At 70.6% G+C, this 14,224-nt stretch carries 14 protein-coding genes and 1 pseudogene; 8 read left to right on the top strand and 7 right to left on the bottom strand.

Going from position 1 to position 14,224, the window contains the following annotated elements:
* Positions 1 to 684: a deoxyribose-phosphate aldolase gene (deoC, locus tag AB0M02_RS27005; RefSeq protein WP_364231391.1), complete on the bottom strand. Its 684-nt coding sequence runs from the start codon at positions 682 to 684 to the stop codon at positions 1 to 3.
* A 65-nt stretch (positions 685 to 749) separates the two neighbouring features.
* Here deoC and AB0M02_RS27000 point away from each other — a divergent pair, with 65 nt between their 5' ends.
* Together AB0M02_RS27000 and AB0M02_RS26995 are read left to right on the top strand one after the other, a co-directional pair.
* Positions 750 to 1,451 (top strand): GntR family transcriptional regulator, encoded by a 702-nt coding sequence (locus AB0M02_RS27000; RefSeq protein ID WP_364231388.1) that lies wholly within the window; start codon positions 750 to 752, stop codon positions 1,449 to 1,451.
* Between the two features lie 22 nt (positions 1,452 to 1,473).
* A complete protein-coding gene (locus tag AB0M02_RS26995; protein ID WP_364231385.1) occupies positions 1,474 to 2,502 on the top strand; it encodes a hypothetical protein in 1,029 nt (342 codons plus the stop codon).
* Positions 2,503 to 2,505: 3 nt separating this feature from the next.
* On the opposite strand, the gene AB0M02_RS26990 is transcribed toward AB0M02_RS26995, so the two are convergent.
* Positions 2,506 to 4,056, bottom strand: a complete 1,551-nt coding sequence (locus AB0M02_RS26990; protein WP_364231383.1) for a sodium:proton antiporter — start codon at positions 4,054 to 4,056, stop codon at positions 2,506 to 2,508.
* A 113-nt stretch (positions 4,057 to 4,169) separates the two neighbouring features.
* Here AB0M02_RS26990 and AB0M02_RS26985 point away from each other — a divergent pair, with 113 nt between their 5' ends.
* The 4 genes from AB0M02_RS26985 to AB0M02_RS26970 all read left to right on the top strand — a co-directional run bounded on the left by AB0M02_RS26985 (position 4,170) and on the right by AB0M02_RS26970 (position 7,341).
* Positions 4,170 to 4,544 carry a CU044_2847 family protein gene (locus tag AB0M02_RS26985; RefSeq protein ID WP_364231651.1) on the top strand — a complete coding sequence of 125 codons (375 nt, stop codon included), beginning with the start codon at positions 4,170 to 4,172 and terminating at the stop codon, positions 4,542 to 4,544.
* 153 nt (positions 4,545 to 4,697) lie between these two features.
* Positions 4,698 to 5,222, top strand: a complete 525-nt coding sequence (locus AB0M02_RS26980) for a phospholipase (protein WP_364231380.1) — start codon at positions 4,698 to 4,700, stop codon at positions 5,220 to 5,222.
* 68 nt (positions 5,223 to 5,290) lie between these two features.
* Positions 5,291 to 5,833 (top strand): ATP-binding protein, encoded by a 543-nt coding sequence (locus AB0M02_RS26975; protein WP_364231377.1) that lies wholly within the window; start codon positions 5,291 to 5,293, stop codon positions 5,831 to 5,833.
* 53 nt (positions 5,834 to 5,886) lie between these two features.
* Positions 5,887 to 7,341, top strand: coding sequence for a HEAT repeat domain-containing protein (locus tag AB0M02_RS26970; protein ID WP_364231375.1), 1,455 nt, complete (start codon positions 5,887 to 5,889; stop codon positions 7,339 to 7,341).
* 59 nt (positions 7,342 to 7,400) lie between these two features.
* On the opposite strand, the gene AB0M02_RS26965 is transcribed toward AB0M02_RS26970, so the two are convergent.
* Complete coding sequence (locus tag AB0M02_RS26965) at positions 7,401 to 7,877, bottom strand: sugar O-acetyltransferase (protein ID WP_364231372.1); 477 nt, start codon at positions 7,875 to 7,877, stop codon at positions 7,401 to 7,403.
* Between the two features lie 165 nt (positions 7,878 to 8,042).
* Here AB0M02_RS26965 and AB0M02_RS26960 point away from each other — a divergent pair, with 165 nt between their 5' ends.
* On the top strand, positions 8,043 to 8,972 hold the full coding sequence (locus AB0M02_RS26960) for a LysR family transcriptional regulator (RefSeq protein WP_364231371.1): 930 nt from the start codon (positions 8,043 to 8,045) through the stop codon (positions 8,970 to 8,972).
* Between the two features lie 172 nt (positions 8,973 to 9,144).
* Here AB0M02_RS26960 and AB0M02_RS26955 read toward each other — a convergent pair whose 3' ends face one another.
* The 4 genes and pseudogenes from AB0M02_RS26955 to AB0M02_RS26940 form a co-directional block, all read right to left on the bottom strand.
* Entirely contained in the window at positions 9,145 to 9,345 is a 201-nt protein-coding gene (locus tag AB0M02_RS26955) for a hypothetical protein (RefSeq protein WP_364231369.1), read from the bottom strand.
* A 279-nt stretch (positions 9,346 to 9,624) separates the two neighbouring features.
* A pseudogene (locus tag AB0M02_RS26950) lies at positions 9,625 to 9,856 on the bottom strand (hypothetical protein); the annotation flags it as partial.
* A 79-nt stretch (positions 9,857 to 9,935) separates the two neighbouring features.
* The gene (locus AB0M02_RS26945; RefSeq protein ID WP_364231366.1) at positions 9,936 to 12,620 is read right to left on the bottom strand and encodes an AAA family ATPase; all 2,685 of its coding nucleotides are present in this window, start codon (positions 12,618 to 12,620) and stop codon (positions 9,936 to 9,938) included.
* A gap of 41 nt (positions 12,621 to 12,661) precedes the next feature.
* Positions 12,662 to 13,561, bottom strand: coding sequence for an oxidoreductase (locus tag AB0M02_RS26940; protein ID WP_364231363.1), 900 nt, complete (start codon positions 13,559 to 13,561; stop codon positions 12,662 to 12,664).
* Positions 13,562 to 13,644: 83 nt separating this feature from the next.
* Here AB0M02_RS26940 and AB0M02_RS26935 point away from each other — a divergent pair, with 83 nt between their 5' ends.
* Positions 13,645 to 14,214, top strand: a complete 570-nt coding sequence (locus tag AB0M02_RS26935; RefSeq protein WP_364231361.1) for a TetR family transcriptional regulator — start codon at positions 13,645 to 13,647, stop codon at positions 14,212 to 14,214.
* Positions 14,215 to 14,224 lie beyond the last annotated feature (10 nt).

Raw genomic sequence — 14,224 nt, 5'->3', positions numbered from 1 at the left:
TCAGCTCATGGCCACCCGGCGGCGCGCGAGGTCGTCGAGGATCTCCGCGGTGGCCGACGAGCCGAAGCGGGTGACACCCAGTGAGGTCATGGCGAGCAGCGCGTCCAGCGTACGAATTCCGCCGGAGGCCTTGATCTGGACCTTTGCCGAGACGGCGGAGCGCATCAGGGCGAGGTCGTCCACAGTGGCGCCGGTCGGCGCGAAGCCGGTCGAGGTCTTCACGAACGCCGCGCCGGCCCGCTCGGCCGCCCAGCAGGCGGCGAGTTTCTGCTCGTCGGTGAGATAGGCCGTCTCGAGGATGACCTTCACCGAGGCCTCCCCGGCCGCCGCGACAATCTCCTTGATCTCGGTCTCCACGGCCGAGACCGCGCCGGAGCGCAGCCAGCCGATGTTGATGACCATGTCGATCTCCCGGGCGCCCTGCGCGACGGCCAGTTCCGTCTCGGCGACCTTGACGGCCGTGGGGCTGTCGCCGTGCGGGAAGCCGATCACCGTGCCGACCAGCACGTTCGATCCGCGCAACTGCTCCACGGCGACGGGCACGTCGCAGGGGCGCACGCAGACCGAGGCCACGTCGTACTTCGCGGCGATCGCGCATCCGTCGCGCACGTCCTGCGCGGTGAACTCGGGGCGGAGGATGGAGTGATCGATCATCTTCGCGATCTGCGCCACGGTGAAGTTCATGCCTCGACGGTACCTGTCTAGACAGCTAGCTGTCTAGACAGGCTGCGACCGCTTAGGGTGTTGCCATGCCCGCGCCTCGCTACTTCCGCATCGAGCAGGCGCTGCGTGCGCGGATCGCGCAGTCCCAGCCGCACGACCCGCTGCCGTCCGAGCCCGAGCTGGCCCGCGAGCACGGCGTCAGCCGGATGACCGCACGGGCCGCGGTGACGCAGCTGGTCAACGACGGCCTGGCCTACCGTGCGCCGGGACGGGGCACGTTCGTGGCGGCGCCGACCGGGCCGCGCCGCGCCGACCACCTGGTCCGGCTCAGCGAGGAGATCCGCAAGCAGGGCCGCCGGCCGAGCTCGCGGGTGGTGCTGGCCGAGCTGCGCCCGGCGACCCCGGACGAGGCGGCCCGGCTGCGGCTGCGCAAGCCCGAGGTGGTGGCGATCCATCGGGTACGCCTGGCCGACGACGAACCGATCGCCTTCGAACGAGCGATGTATCCCGGCACCCTGTCCGCCCTGCTCGACGCCGATCTGACCGGATCGGTGCACGAGGCACTCGCCGCGCTCGGCCGGCACCCGATCCGCGGCAGCGCCACCCTGACCGCGCAGGCGGCCACCGGCGAGGACGCCCGCGAGCTGGGCGTACCGGCCGGTTCGGCGCTGCTGGTCGAGCGCCGGCTCATCCTCGACCAGCAGCAGCGGCCCATCGAGCTGAGTGAATCGCGGTACGCGGGAGACCGTTACCGTCTCGACGTCGCGTTCGGGGTCGAACCGCACTGAGCGGTGCTCTACCATCCTGCGGATGTTTTATCTGCGAGTCTTCTTCCGGACTCTCTTGGGCGGCCCGCTGCCCGAGCAGCCGGAGTTCGACGAGGAGCGCATATTTTGGGACCACGACCTGCGTGACGCGCGGGACCGGGCCCGCCACGGTGACTGGCAGGCTGCCCGCAAGGTGATCGAACAGGCCGGCAACGACTGGGAGCTGCGCGGCGGCCGGATGGGTGTGCTCGGGGACCTGGCCACCACCGAGGACGCCTGGCTCTACGCCTGGCTGCGCGCCGAGCCCAACGACGCCTCCGCCGTGCTGCTTCAGTCCACGATGCTCGGCCAGCGGGCCGGCGAGGCGCGCGGCAGCGCCCCCGCGGCGAGGACGAGCGCCGAGCAGTTCCAGGACTTCCATCAGCTGATGGAGGCCTCCGCGCAGGTGGGACACCGGGCCATGCAGCTGGCCGCGCCGAACGACCCGCTGCCCTGGGTGGAACTGCTGGGCACGATGTTCGCCGACCGGAAAGCCGTGCAGAACTCGTTCGACGCGGTCTTCAACGAGGGCCGGCGGCGTGACCCGTTCAACTTCGACCTGCACCTGACCGCGCTCAGCCTCAAGTGCGAGAAATGGTACGGGTCGCACGAGGAGATGTTCGCGATCGCCCGCGGGGTGGCCGCCGCCGCGCCGTCCGGTGCCAGTGCCGTCGTGCTGCCGCTCTTCGCCCACTTCGAGTTCGCGATGCGCCAGTTCGGCTGGGACACCCGCACCAGGAAGTCCCTGCGCGCCTGCCGGAAGTACTTCCGGCGGCCCGAGGTGCAGCACGAGCTGGACCAGTGGATCGCCAAGTGGCGCGCCGCCCCGCCGAACCGGGCGCGCCTGGCCACCTGCCGCCAGTGGATCGCGCTCTACTACGTGCTGGCCGGCAAACGGCAGGAGGCGAAGGCCGTCTTCGACGAGCTCGGGCAGTACGTCATGCCGACCACCGGCTGGGCCTACTTCTGGGGCGGCGGGGAGTACGGCTACCTGATGGCCTGGTGGTGGGCGAACGGGGTGAAGACCATGTGACGCTCAGTCCTCGTGGGCGGTGTGCCGCGCCGCCTGGCGCAGGTCGATGTCCTCGATGACCTCGCGGGCGATCTCCTCGGTCAGCCGGCGCTGCGCCACCGCCGTCGCCACCGCCAGGCGCTGCGCCTCGAACCCGGCGTCCACGTCCGCGGCCGGTTCCGCGGCGGCCCCGGCGACCACCTCGCGGGCCGTCGCGCGCATCCGGGCGTCCGCGGCGTGTTCCCCGGCGAGGTCGAACCGCAGCCGCCGGGCCAGCCAGCCGATCGTCGTGCCCTGCACGAGCAGCGTCGCGAGCGTCACGATCAGCGCGATGGCCTGGATCGCGTCGCGCCCGGGGAACGGCGCCCCGGAGGTGGTGTGCTCCGGGACGGCGGCCGCGGCGGCCAGCGTGAGGATGCCGCGCATGCCGGTCCAGCCGACCAGCAGCGTCTCCCTACCCGTCGGCGGGGGCAGCGGCTCGCCACCACGCCGGCGCGCCAGCCGCGCCTCCCGCGCCATCCGGTAGCGGGGGTCACGCTCGCTGCGGCGCAGCATCATCCGGTGCCGCAGGCGCCAGCGCCCGAAAAGACCAGCGACCAGAGCCAGGCGGATCACTATCGCCACGAGGGTCAAGACCGCGGCGGCGACAAGGGTACGGGTGAGCCCCGGCTCCTCCTCGGCCGCCAGATCCTCCAGGACGAACCGCAGCTGCAGCCCGATGTACGCGAACACGAACGTCTCGAGCAGGAAGTCCACGACCGGCCAGACCTGGCCCTCCCGCAGCCGGGTCAGGTAACCGCCCGGATACTGGAACTTCGGGTCCAGCGTCAGGTTGATGCTCACCATGAAGGCGGCCGCCACGACCGCGAGGATCCCGGACGCGTGCGCCTCCTCGGCGGCCAGGAACGCGGTGAACGGCAGCAGCAGCACCAGCGCCGTCTCCAGGGTCGGGTTGCCCAGCCGCTTGCGGAGCGCCAGCACCACGATGGCGAACGCCCAGCCGATGCCGAGGCCGATCGATGCCGTACGCAGGAACTCCAGCACCCCGCCACCCCAGGTGGTGTGCTCGCCGTTGGCCGCGGCCACCGCGATGCTGAACAGCGTCAGCGCCGTCGCGTCGTTGACCAGGCTCTCCCCGGTCAGGATCGAGGTGGCCCGCTTCGGCAGGCCGATCTCGTGACCGTGCGAGACCGTCGTGATCGTGTCCGGCGGCGCCAGCACCGCACCGAGCACGAACGCCGTGGTGAACCCGAGCGACGGCAGCAGCCAGGAGGCCACCCATCCGAGCGCGCCGGCGGTCAGCACGACCAGCACCACGCCCAGATAGATGATCGCCCGCAGGTTGGCCCCGAAGTTGCCCGCCGACGAGACCCGGGTGGCCGAGTAGAGCAGCGGCGGGATCACGATCGCCAGGATCAGCTCGCTCTCCAGTTCCAGCCGCGGCATGCCGGGAAGGAACGACGCGGCCGCCGCCAGCACCACGATGATCCAGCCCGGTTCCACCCGGTGCCGCCGCGCGATCGCCGTGACCCCGATGCCGACACCGACGATGAGCAGGAGCTGTACGCCGTTCACCCGATCAGGCTAGTCCGGATGACCTTGCGGTCCGGCGTCTTCTCCAGCACTGTCGGGTACGTCGATCCACATTGTCGTTCCACCTGGGGGCCGTCTTGTCCGAACCGGTGCGTATGCAGCTGCCTGACGGCACGGAGATCTGGGCCCGGGTGAACCGCGACCGTGGTCCCTCCGACGTGGGATTCCGGGACGTCGGGGGCGCCGGCGACGCTGTGGTCGCCCGGCTGGACGATCTGCAGCACACGATTCGGGCCGTCGGGGCCACGGTGCATTCGGCGCTGGCCGGCATGCGGCCCGACGGCGTGAGTGTGGAGTTCGGCATCGAGCTGGCGATCAAGAGCGGCAAGGTGATCAGCGTGCTGACCGAGGCGGCCGCGAAGGCCAGCCTGCGCGTGACGCTGACCTGGAACGACGGCGACTCCGCTCCGGCGGCTTCGGCCACGTCCGCCGATGACGACGACGAAAGTTCCCGCCCGTTTCCGCAGTGATCGACAAATCTCCATGTCTCGATAGTGAGTTGTCCAGCCGCGTTCCTTACCTTAATGATCGTTCGGGTAACTCGTGGGTAACATCCGCGAAACTGCCCGGGCGCTCGCCGGTTCCCGCCCCGAACGGGGCGGGCCGCAAGTGAGGAGCCCTGGATGTCAAAGTCTGTGCGTTCCCTGCTCGCCGCGGTCTTCACCGTCGCGGCCGTCCTCGGTGCGGCGACCCCCGCACAAGCCGCGCCCGCGGACAAGCCCGCGGTCCTCTCGTCCTTCACTCAGACCAGCGTCTCCAGCTACAACAGCTGGAACTCCGCCCGGCAGAACCAGGGTGCCTGGGCGGCGTACGGCTTCGACTGGAGCACCGACTACTGCTCCTCGAGCCCCGACAACCCGCTCGGCTTCGACTTCAAGCTGTCCTGCCACCGCCACGACTTCGGCTACCGCAACCACAAGGCGATGGGCACCTTCGCCGCCAACAAGAGCCGCGTCGACTCGGCCTTCTACGAGGACCTCAAGCGCAAGTGCGCCACCTACAACTCGGTGGTCCGCCCGGCCTGCACCAGCCTGGCCTGGACCTACTACCAGGCCGTCTCGGTCTTCGGCTCGGTCGCCGCGGTGACCGACGCCGACATCGCCAAGGCCGCCGACATCAAGGCGAAGGCCCTCGCCACCGCCTCCTGACCCCGGCTCCAGCCGCTCTCCCACGCCCGGGTTCCGGGCGTGGGAGTCGCGTCCGGCACGATGATCGGATGGCGACGCTGTTTCTGACCGTGGGACTGCCCTGCACCGGGAAAACGACCGCAGCCCGCCGCCTGGAAACCGAGCAGGACGCCATTCGTCTCACGAAGGACGAGTGGGTGAAGGCCCTCTACGGCGACGAGAACCCGCCGTCGGCGGGTGACGTGATCGAGGGGCGGCTCATCCGGATCGGGCTGCGCGCCCTCGAACTCGGCAACAACGTTGTGATCGACTTCGGGCTCTGGAGCCGGGACGAGCGGTCCGCTCTGCGGCAGGCGGGCGCGGACCTCGGTGCGGCGGTCTCGCTGCGCTACTTCCACCTCACCCCGGCCGAGCAGCGGAAACGGCTCGACCAGCGGCAGGCTTCCGCGCCGGACACGACCTGGCCCATGTCCGACGCGGAGCTGGCCGGCTGGGCCGCCGCCTTCGAGATCCCCACCCCGGGCGAACTCGACGGCACCGAACCCGTCGACCCCCCACCACCGGGCTTCACCACCTGGTCCGACTGGCGCACCCATCGCTGGCCGCCGTCGCTCAGCCGGCCGACGCCGTAGTCCCTCCTCGAAAATCGTTTCGGGTACGGTCTTGCACTGGGCACGATGACAGCGTGATCAGGAAGTACGCGCCCGCGGCGCTCGCCGCGCTGCTCGAAGAGCTCGCCGCCGTCGACGAGGCCGGAGCAGCCCGCGCTGCGCTGGCCGGCCTCGCCGCGGACCCGGGAATGCTCGTGAGGCTCGACGAGTACGCCCGGGGCGAGTGGTGCCCCTCCCGCCAAGTCGGCGCCAGGATGACGGACGAAGCACCGCTCACGGTGGCGCTGGCCAGCACGCACCGCGACGGACGGGTCCGCGAACGAGCGGTGGCGTCGATGCTGGCCGTCCCGTCGGAGGACCTGGTGCCGTTTCTGGTGTTGCGCACCAGCGACTGGGCCCGCCCGGTACGTGACCGTGCCCGGGCCGGCCTCGCGCTGCTCCTGGCTGACCGCCCGGGTAAGTATCTGGGCGCCATGCTTCCCGTGACGACAGAGATCGAGCGGCGGATGCGGGGCACCTTCGCCGTTGCCCAGGCGAGGGCGGCCCTGTCCATCGCCTCACCCGAGACCCGCCGCGCTCTGGTGGCATCCCCGCATCCGGCGACCCGGCGCTTCATCTGGAACCTCGGCCTCGACTGGGGCTGGTGGTCCCCGGACGAGTTGATCGCGTTGTCCGACTCCGGACCCGACCCGCGAATCCGAACCCGCGCCGCCGAGGACGCCTGCCGCGACGCGCTCTGGCGGCGCCGCGAGGGCGTGCTGCACCGTCTGGCCGGCAGCCGCTTGCCGGAGGTGAGGGCCGTGGCGCTGACCGGACTCGTCCGCACCGGGAACGACCCCGAGGTGGTGAAACACCTCGACGATCCGGCTCCGTTGGTGCGCGCGCTGGCCCGCGACGCCGCCCGCCGCACCGGCGTCGACGCCCTCGCGAGATACCGCACCGCCGTGCTGACCGCTCCGACTCCACCGGCGATCGCCGGCTTCGCCGAGACCGCCTCGGCGAAGGAGTCACCGCTGCTCGAACCTCTCCTGCGCAGTTCCGAGGCGAAGGTGCGCATCGCCGCGGTGCGAGCACTGCGCCTCCTCGACGCTGTCACCGCCGCGACCATGATCCCGCTCCTGGGTGACCCGTCATCGGTGGTGGTCCGTGAGGCGGCCAACGCGCTGCGGCCGATGGCGAGAACCGTCTCGGCCGACCTGTTGTGGCAACTGCTCGCCGACCCCGGAGTTGCGCGTCGCCGCGCCTCGTACCGCCTGCTCACCGCATTCCCTGTCGCTGCGGCCCTCCGCGCCGGCCTCATCGCCGCCACCGACTCGGACCCTCGGCTCGCCATGCGAGCCCAGGCCGACGTCACCAGGGTCGCCCGAAGCGCCACCCACCAGGCATGGCGGTACGGTGGCCCTCCTGACCTCGTCATCACCGCCGAGGAGGGGAGCGGCCTCGATGCCCTGTTGTGCGGGGCAGCGCCGGCGCTCTCACCCGACACCGTGGACAGCCTCACGTCCTGGCTTGACGCAGCCGTCAGCTAGGCGTCCCCTTCACGCCGGCTCTGAACGCGCCCGCGGCGGGTGTAAGGATGCGGATGTACTCAGTCGATCGTCTTGACCACCCGGGCCGGGACGCCCGCGACCAGGGTGCCGGCGGGCACGTCACGGGTGACGACCGCGCCGGCGGCGACCACCGAACCCGCACCGATGGTCACGCCCTGCGTGATGACGGCGGCCGCGCCGATCCACACGTTGTCCTCGATCAGAATCGGGGCATAGGTGATGTATTCCCGCCGTTCGGCCGGAGACAGCGGGTGCCCTCCGGTCAGGAGGCTGACTCGCGGGGCGATCATGACGTTGTCGCCGATGCGGATGCCGCCGAGGTCCATGAACGTGCAGTTCTGGTTGACGAAGACGTTACGCCCGAACGTCGTGTTCAACCCGTGCTCGGTGAAGAACGGTGGGTAGATCGTCACTGACTCCGGCAACGGGCCGCCGAACACAACCGAGAGTAGTTCCGCGCGGCCCTCGGTGTCGCTGAACGGCAGCACGTTCAATCGCGAAGTTGCGTCAGTCACGCGCGCGATCCGCTCGGAGAAACGTACAAAATCGGGTGTTTTTATGTCCATTAGCTGGTCGTTGCGAGAAGGCATGGACCGATTCCAGCACTCCGGTGACGAGGTGATCAAACAACTCCGCAGGGATCGGCCACAACCAATGGTTGTAACAATAGGGTTGGGGGTGTGGACATCGATGCGCTGCGCACCTTCGTGGCGGTGGCTGAACTGGGGCAGTTCCAGGCCGCGGCCGATGAGCTCGGGATCAGTCAGCAGGCGGTCTCCAAGCGGGTTGCGGGTCTGGAGAAACACCTGGGTGTCGCGCTACTGGTGCGTACCTCCCGCGGATCCCGGCTGAGCCTGGACGGACAGGTTCTGCTGTCCCACGCCAAGAAGGTGCTGGACGCCGTCGAACAGGCCGAGCAGGCCGTGCGCCCCGGGGCCCGTCCGCTGCGAGTGGACGTCCTCAACCGGCGTATCGCACCGGCTCAGGCCGTCTACCGGTTCTACAGCGCACACCCCGGCACACCCTTGGACGCGGTCACGCTCGACATCGAGAACGCAGCTCAGGCAGCCCAAGCCGTGCTGGCCGGAACCATCGACGCCTCCTTCCGGGCGTTGCCGCCGGGCCAGGTGCCGGCCGGGATCCGCGCCGAACGGCTCCTCGACTCGCCCCTGGAACTACTCGTCGGGCCCGGCCACCCGCTGGCGGACGAGGCCCGGGTCAGGCCTTCCGACCTGGCTGGACATCGCATCTGGATCCCCGGGATCAGGCAGGGCACCGAGTGGGCGGCCTTCTACCAGGCCCTGTCCGAGGACTTCGGGCTGAGTATCGATGGGCTGGGGCCCGACTTCGGCGACGAGGTCCTGTTGGACGCGCTGGCCGGCTCAGGGTCGTTGGCCACACTCGTCGGCAGCGGGGACCGCTACCTGTGGCCCGAGGCTTACGGCCTGCGGCGCATTCCGCTGTCCGGGCCGACCCCGCTCTATCCGCACGTGCTGCTGTCCCGCACCGGGGACTCACACCCCGCCTTGGCCGCATTGCGCGAGTACCTGCGCACCTCGCTGTCACGCCCTGACGGCAAGGTCTGGATCCCGGGCTGGATGAACCCCTGACCTCGGCTTCGTGGGCTCTGCCAAGGACGGCGAATTCGATGTCGCGATATAGTCGGGGAGCGCCCTCACCGTCAGGCCAGCCCGGGCACATGACCAAGGGGTGAGGCCGGAGCGGGCTGCCACCCACCCCGACCTCGGTGAGGAACAACCGTCGAGCCGTTGTCTGCCGACTCTATCGACGGAACAGCTGTGTGATCTGGATGATGGCCGTCACCGCGAAGGTGGCGGCCTCATCGTTCTTGTACGCGAAGTACAAACTCGCGAGCTGCAGCCCCGTCTCCAGAATCCTCCAGCGGTTCCAGGAGGGTTCCGGCGGGTCAGCATCGGCCCGTCCAGATTTGCTGTTGTCCTCAGCGGCATGTTCCGCTTCCATAGGCATCTCCGTGCCCTGAACGGGCGGGGCTCCCGGGCGTCACCCGGACGCCCCGGGCGCTATCGGTGATAGCACCGCGGTGGCCATCGGACAGGCCCTTCGGAGATGCGCGGATCGTGGAACTCTGCAGCAGAGTTGAGAATACCGGTCCCGCCGGCGACTCCCGCCCCAAGAGGACGATGATCCCCGGGGCCATGGTGGTTCCACTCACGGAAGCGCTGCGTACGAAATGAATCTATATAATTGGCAAATACGCTATTTCCTTTTGCTCCCGGTCATGTTCTCCCAGGCCTCCGGGATCATCATCAGCACTGCGTGCGGCAGGCTGCGCCCGGCCAGGCGCAGCAGCTCAAGGACCTCGTCGAAGCTCGCCGAGCCGGACGCCTCGCGCGCGGACAGCGACGGGAAGTGGGGCGGCGACACCGCGCTGCGAGGTCTCCCGCTCGGCCTGCTTGCGGATGCAGAACGCCACCCGGTCCAGCTCGATGCCGGACCACGGTTCGCCGGCCGGGGGTACGCGCACCTGCCGACGGTGCGGAAGGGCTGGGAGGAGATCGCCGGCTTCGCCCTCGACCGGGCCCTGACCAGCGTCACACAGAGCCCACGAAGCGGCTGAGCTCGCTTCGCGTACGGATGCCGAGTTTTGGAAAAATCCGAGACAGGTGTGTCGTGACCGTGCGGCGCGACAGGAACAGCCGCTCGGCGATGTCGTTGTTGGTCAAACCCTCCGCCGCCAGACGGGCGATCTGCGTCTCCTGCGGTGTCAGGCTCCGTGCCGCGTCGACCGGCCGGCGCAGCGTCTCACCGGAGGCCCGCAGCTCCGCACGGGACCGATCGGCCCAGGCCGTGGCGCCCAGCGCGTCGAAGGTGGCGGCCGCGGCCCGCAACATCGGCCGGGAGTCCGCCACCCGGCGCCGCCTCCGCATCCACGCACCGTACGCATGCTGCAGCCGGGCCCGTTCGAAGGACCAGTCCGTCAGGTCCTCGGCGAGCGCCGCCTCGTAGGCCTCGGCAGTGTCGGCCAGCGCCGCCTCGGCGAACCGCAAGCCCACCAGCAGCGCCGGCGACGGGCACTGCGCCGCGACCGCACGCATGTCGCCGGTCAGCTCCCGCAGCCTGGCGAGCGCGCCGCACTGCAGCGCGGCTTCGGCGAGGTGCCCGAACAGGGTGAACCGGGTGTACGGGTGATACGCCTGCTCGGTCTCGTCGAACACCTTGCTCAGCTCACGGAACGCCTCCTCCGGGCGGCCGAGGGCGAGCGCCGCCGCGCCCCGGACCTGCTGCACCAGCGCGAGCAGCGGGAACTGCCGGGCGGGGACCAGCACCGCCTCCGCCGAGGCGGCGATGGCCAGGGCGGCGTCGGTGTCGCCGCGCAGCGCGTGCGCGAAACCGGTGGCGAGCGACGCGGACAGCCGCCACGTGTTCTCGCCGGTCTCGGCGGCCAGCTGCTCGCCCTCCGCCGCGAGGGTGAGACAGGTACGGACCTCGCCGAGATACACCGTTCCCATGGCCTGCGAGATCAGCGCCCGGCTGAGGATGCCGAGGCGGCCCTGCATCCGCAGCCCGGCGGTCGCGGAGTCCATGAGCCGGTTGCCGAGGGGATTGGCGCCCAGACCGTTGGCGGCGAGGCCGAGGGACATCTCGTCGTGCGCATGCAGACCGTTTGCCATGTCCGGCTCGGCCATCCGCCGCAGGCACCAGGCGCCTCGGGTCATCGGTGAGATCAGACCCAGGACGACCACCAACCGGGGATCATCGGGGTCGGCACCGCAGTGCTCCGCGGCCGCGACCAGCCGCGCGATCAGCTCCGGCTCCGGGATCGCCCAGTACGCCCGAACGGAGATCATCATCAGGGTCTGCAACGTCCGGGCCGACTCGCCGTCGCGGCACATCGCCTCGACCGCCTCGGCGAACGCCCCCATCCTGGCCGAGCCGGTCCAGCCGGTGCCGAGGTACACCTCTCGCAGGATGCCGTACAGGGCCCGGTCGGCCGCTGGCAGATCATCCTCGCGAACCTGTTCGAGGAGCCGCATCATCGTGGCGAGGTCGCCGCGCTCGGCGGCTGCGTCGGCCGCCCACACCAGCCGGCTGCCCCGCGCGGCCGGGTCCTCGCTCAGCCGGACGGCCTGCTCGAACGCGGCCAGCGCGATTGCGACGGCCTGCCGGTAACAGGCCTGGTGTGCGATCTCGGTGAGCTCCTCGGCCAGCCGCTCGTCCGGCTCTGCGGCGGCACCGGCCCGGTGCCAGACCCGGCGCCCGGCGTCGTCCGCGACCGCTTCGGCGAGCGCCGCGTGCACCCGGCGGCGCTGCGCCGGAGTGGCTGACTCGTACAGCGCGGAACGCAGCAGCGGGTGCCGGAACCGCAGCCGGAACCGGTCGTCGACCTGCACCAGGCGGGTCGCCAACGCCGGTTCGATGTCGTCGGGGCCGATGTCGTCACCGGTCATCCGATGGCACGCGTCGAGCATCTCGTCGAGGTCGTCGCCGTCGTCGATCGCCGCGACCAGTAGCAGCGAGCGCGTGGCCGGTGGCAGTTCGGCGACGAGGCCGGCGAACGTACGCTCCACCCGCGTGTTCAGCGGTAACCAGGCCGGCAGCAGCGCACCGGCTCCGGAACGAGCCGCCGCCCGTCCCAGCTCCACCAGTCCGAGGGGGTTGCCCGCCGCCTCGTCCAGGACCCGCCGCCGCAGGGTGTCGCTCAGGTGGGGCGCGACCTCGGTCAGCAGGGCGGCGGACTCCTCGGCCGTCAGCGGGTCCAGACGGACCTCGGGCAGACCGGCGCGGGCCAGCCGCCGGTCCACGTCCTCGCCGTCGCGGACGGTCAGCACCATCGCGATCCGGTCGGATCCCAGGCGGCGCGCCACGAACGACAGCGCGTCCCAGCTGGCCGCGTCCACCCAGTGAGCGTCCTCGACGGCCAGCAACAGCGCCGGGTCGGCGGTGCTTCCGGCGAACAGGTCCAGCAGGACCGCCGCCGCGCGATACGGCAGCGTGTCCGGGGCGTCCAGCACGGCCTGCGCCATCCGGCCCAGATCCGGTGCGGTCCGCAGGAGGCGGTGCAGCCCGGCGTACGGAACGTGCACCTCCGCCTGCACCCCCGCGGTCGGCAACACTCGCATCCCGAGGGCCCCGGCCCGTTCCACGGTGTGTTCCAGCAGCGCGGACTTGCCGACACCGGCCTCGCCCCGCACGACCGTCACACCGCCCGCGCCGTTGGCCGCCTCAGCGAGAAGACCGTCCAGCACCTGTAGTTCCGCCCGCCGCCCCACGATCACGAAGACATGCTAGGCAGGCCCCGGCGGCACCGAGAGCGTGGTCAGACGGTGAAGGTGACGCCGGTGAGGCGCTCGCTCTCGGTCCACAGGGCTGTGCCGTCGTCGGCGCCGCGCGGGAGGCGGGCGGGTTTCGGCGTGCCGGAGTCCTGGTGGCGACCGGCCGGGCCGATGAAGTCGCCGTTGCGGACCGCGGGGGAGGTTGCCGCATAGAGCGACGGCCACGCGGCGCCCTCGGGTGATCCCATCACCGTTTTCTCCAGCAAGCTGACGATGCGCCGGGCGATCGCGCCCTGGGACTCCTGCTGAAGGTTGGTCAGCGCGGAACCGGGGTGCACCGCGACCGCCGTCATCGGTGTGCCGGTCAGCCGCCGGGCGAGTTCCGTGGTGAACACGATGTTGGCCCGCTTGGACTTGGCGTAGGCGCCCATCGGGCGGTAGCGGCGTTCGCTCATCAGGTCAGTCAGCTCGCCGCTGCGCCACCGGGCGGCGAGCGCGCTCACCGTCACCACGCGGGCGGCCGGTGCGAGGCGCAGGGCGGGCATGACCTGGGCGGTGAACGCGAAGTGGCCCAGGTGGTTGGTGCCGAACGTCATCTCGAAGCCGTCGGCGGTGGTGCGGCGGTCCGGGATGTTCATCACGCCGGCGTTGTTGAACAGCAGGTCGACCGGGCCGTTGTCGACGACCTGCTTCGCCGCCGTCCGGATCGAGTGGAGGTCGCTCAGGTCCAGGACGAGCGCGTCCAGGTTCGCGGCGGGGATCCGGGCGCTGATCGCTTCGGCGGCGGAGGCGAGTCTGCCCGGGTCGCGCCCGGCCAGTACGACGCGAGCGCCGTGTGCGGCCAGCACGAGTGCCGTCTGCCAGCCGATGCCGCTGTTGGCGCCGGTGATCAAGGCGACGCGTCCGGTCTGGTCACCGATCGCCGCGGGGGTCCAGGATGCCATCGTCACTCCCTAAGTAATGAACATTCATTCAATAGCAGACCGCGAAGCTTGTCAAATGAACGTTCATTACTAGACTGGGCCGCATGCGGACACGCGATCCCGACAGGAAGCGGGAGCAGCTGCTACAGGCAGCCCTGGAAGAGTTCGCCGCCCACGGTGTCGCCGGTGCCCGCGTCGATCGGCTGGCGAAGCGGGCCGGCATCAGCGCCGGACTGGTCTACTCGTTCTACGACAACAAGGACGGCCTGTTCGAGGCGGTCTTCGACCTGATCGTCGAGCAGACCGTCACGGCCGTTCCGATCGATGCCGAGGACCTCGGCGAGTACGCGGGCCGCCTCTACGACGCCGGCTCGGCCCACCCCGACGTGCTGCGTTTCGTTGCGTGGTACCAGCTCGAGCGCGGCGACACGGTCACCCGGCGGGCATCGAGCTCGGCAGCGATGGCCGGCAAGGTCGCCGCGATCGCGGAGGCCCAGCGCCGGGGTGCTGTCACCGATCGCGTCGCCCCGGGCGAGATCCTCGCGCTCGTGCTGGCGCTGGCCAACATGTGGCAGTTACGCGAACCGGAGTTCCTGGACCTCGTGGAGGCCGGCCGCCGCCGGGCCGCCGTGGTCGACGCCGTCCGCCGGCTCACCAACGGGCCGGGCCGCTGAGTGCGACCCG

It is taken from the genome of Actinoplanes sp. NPDC051861 (assembly GCF_040681145.1).
In the GTDB taxonomy this organism is placed as follows: Bacteria; Actinomycetota; Actinomycetes; order Mycobacteriales; family Micromonosporaceae; genus Actinoplanes.
This window is presented reverse-complemented; position numbering and strand designations above follow the sequence as displayed.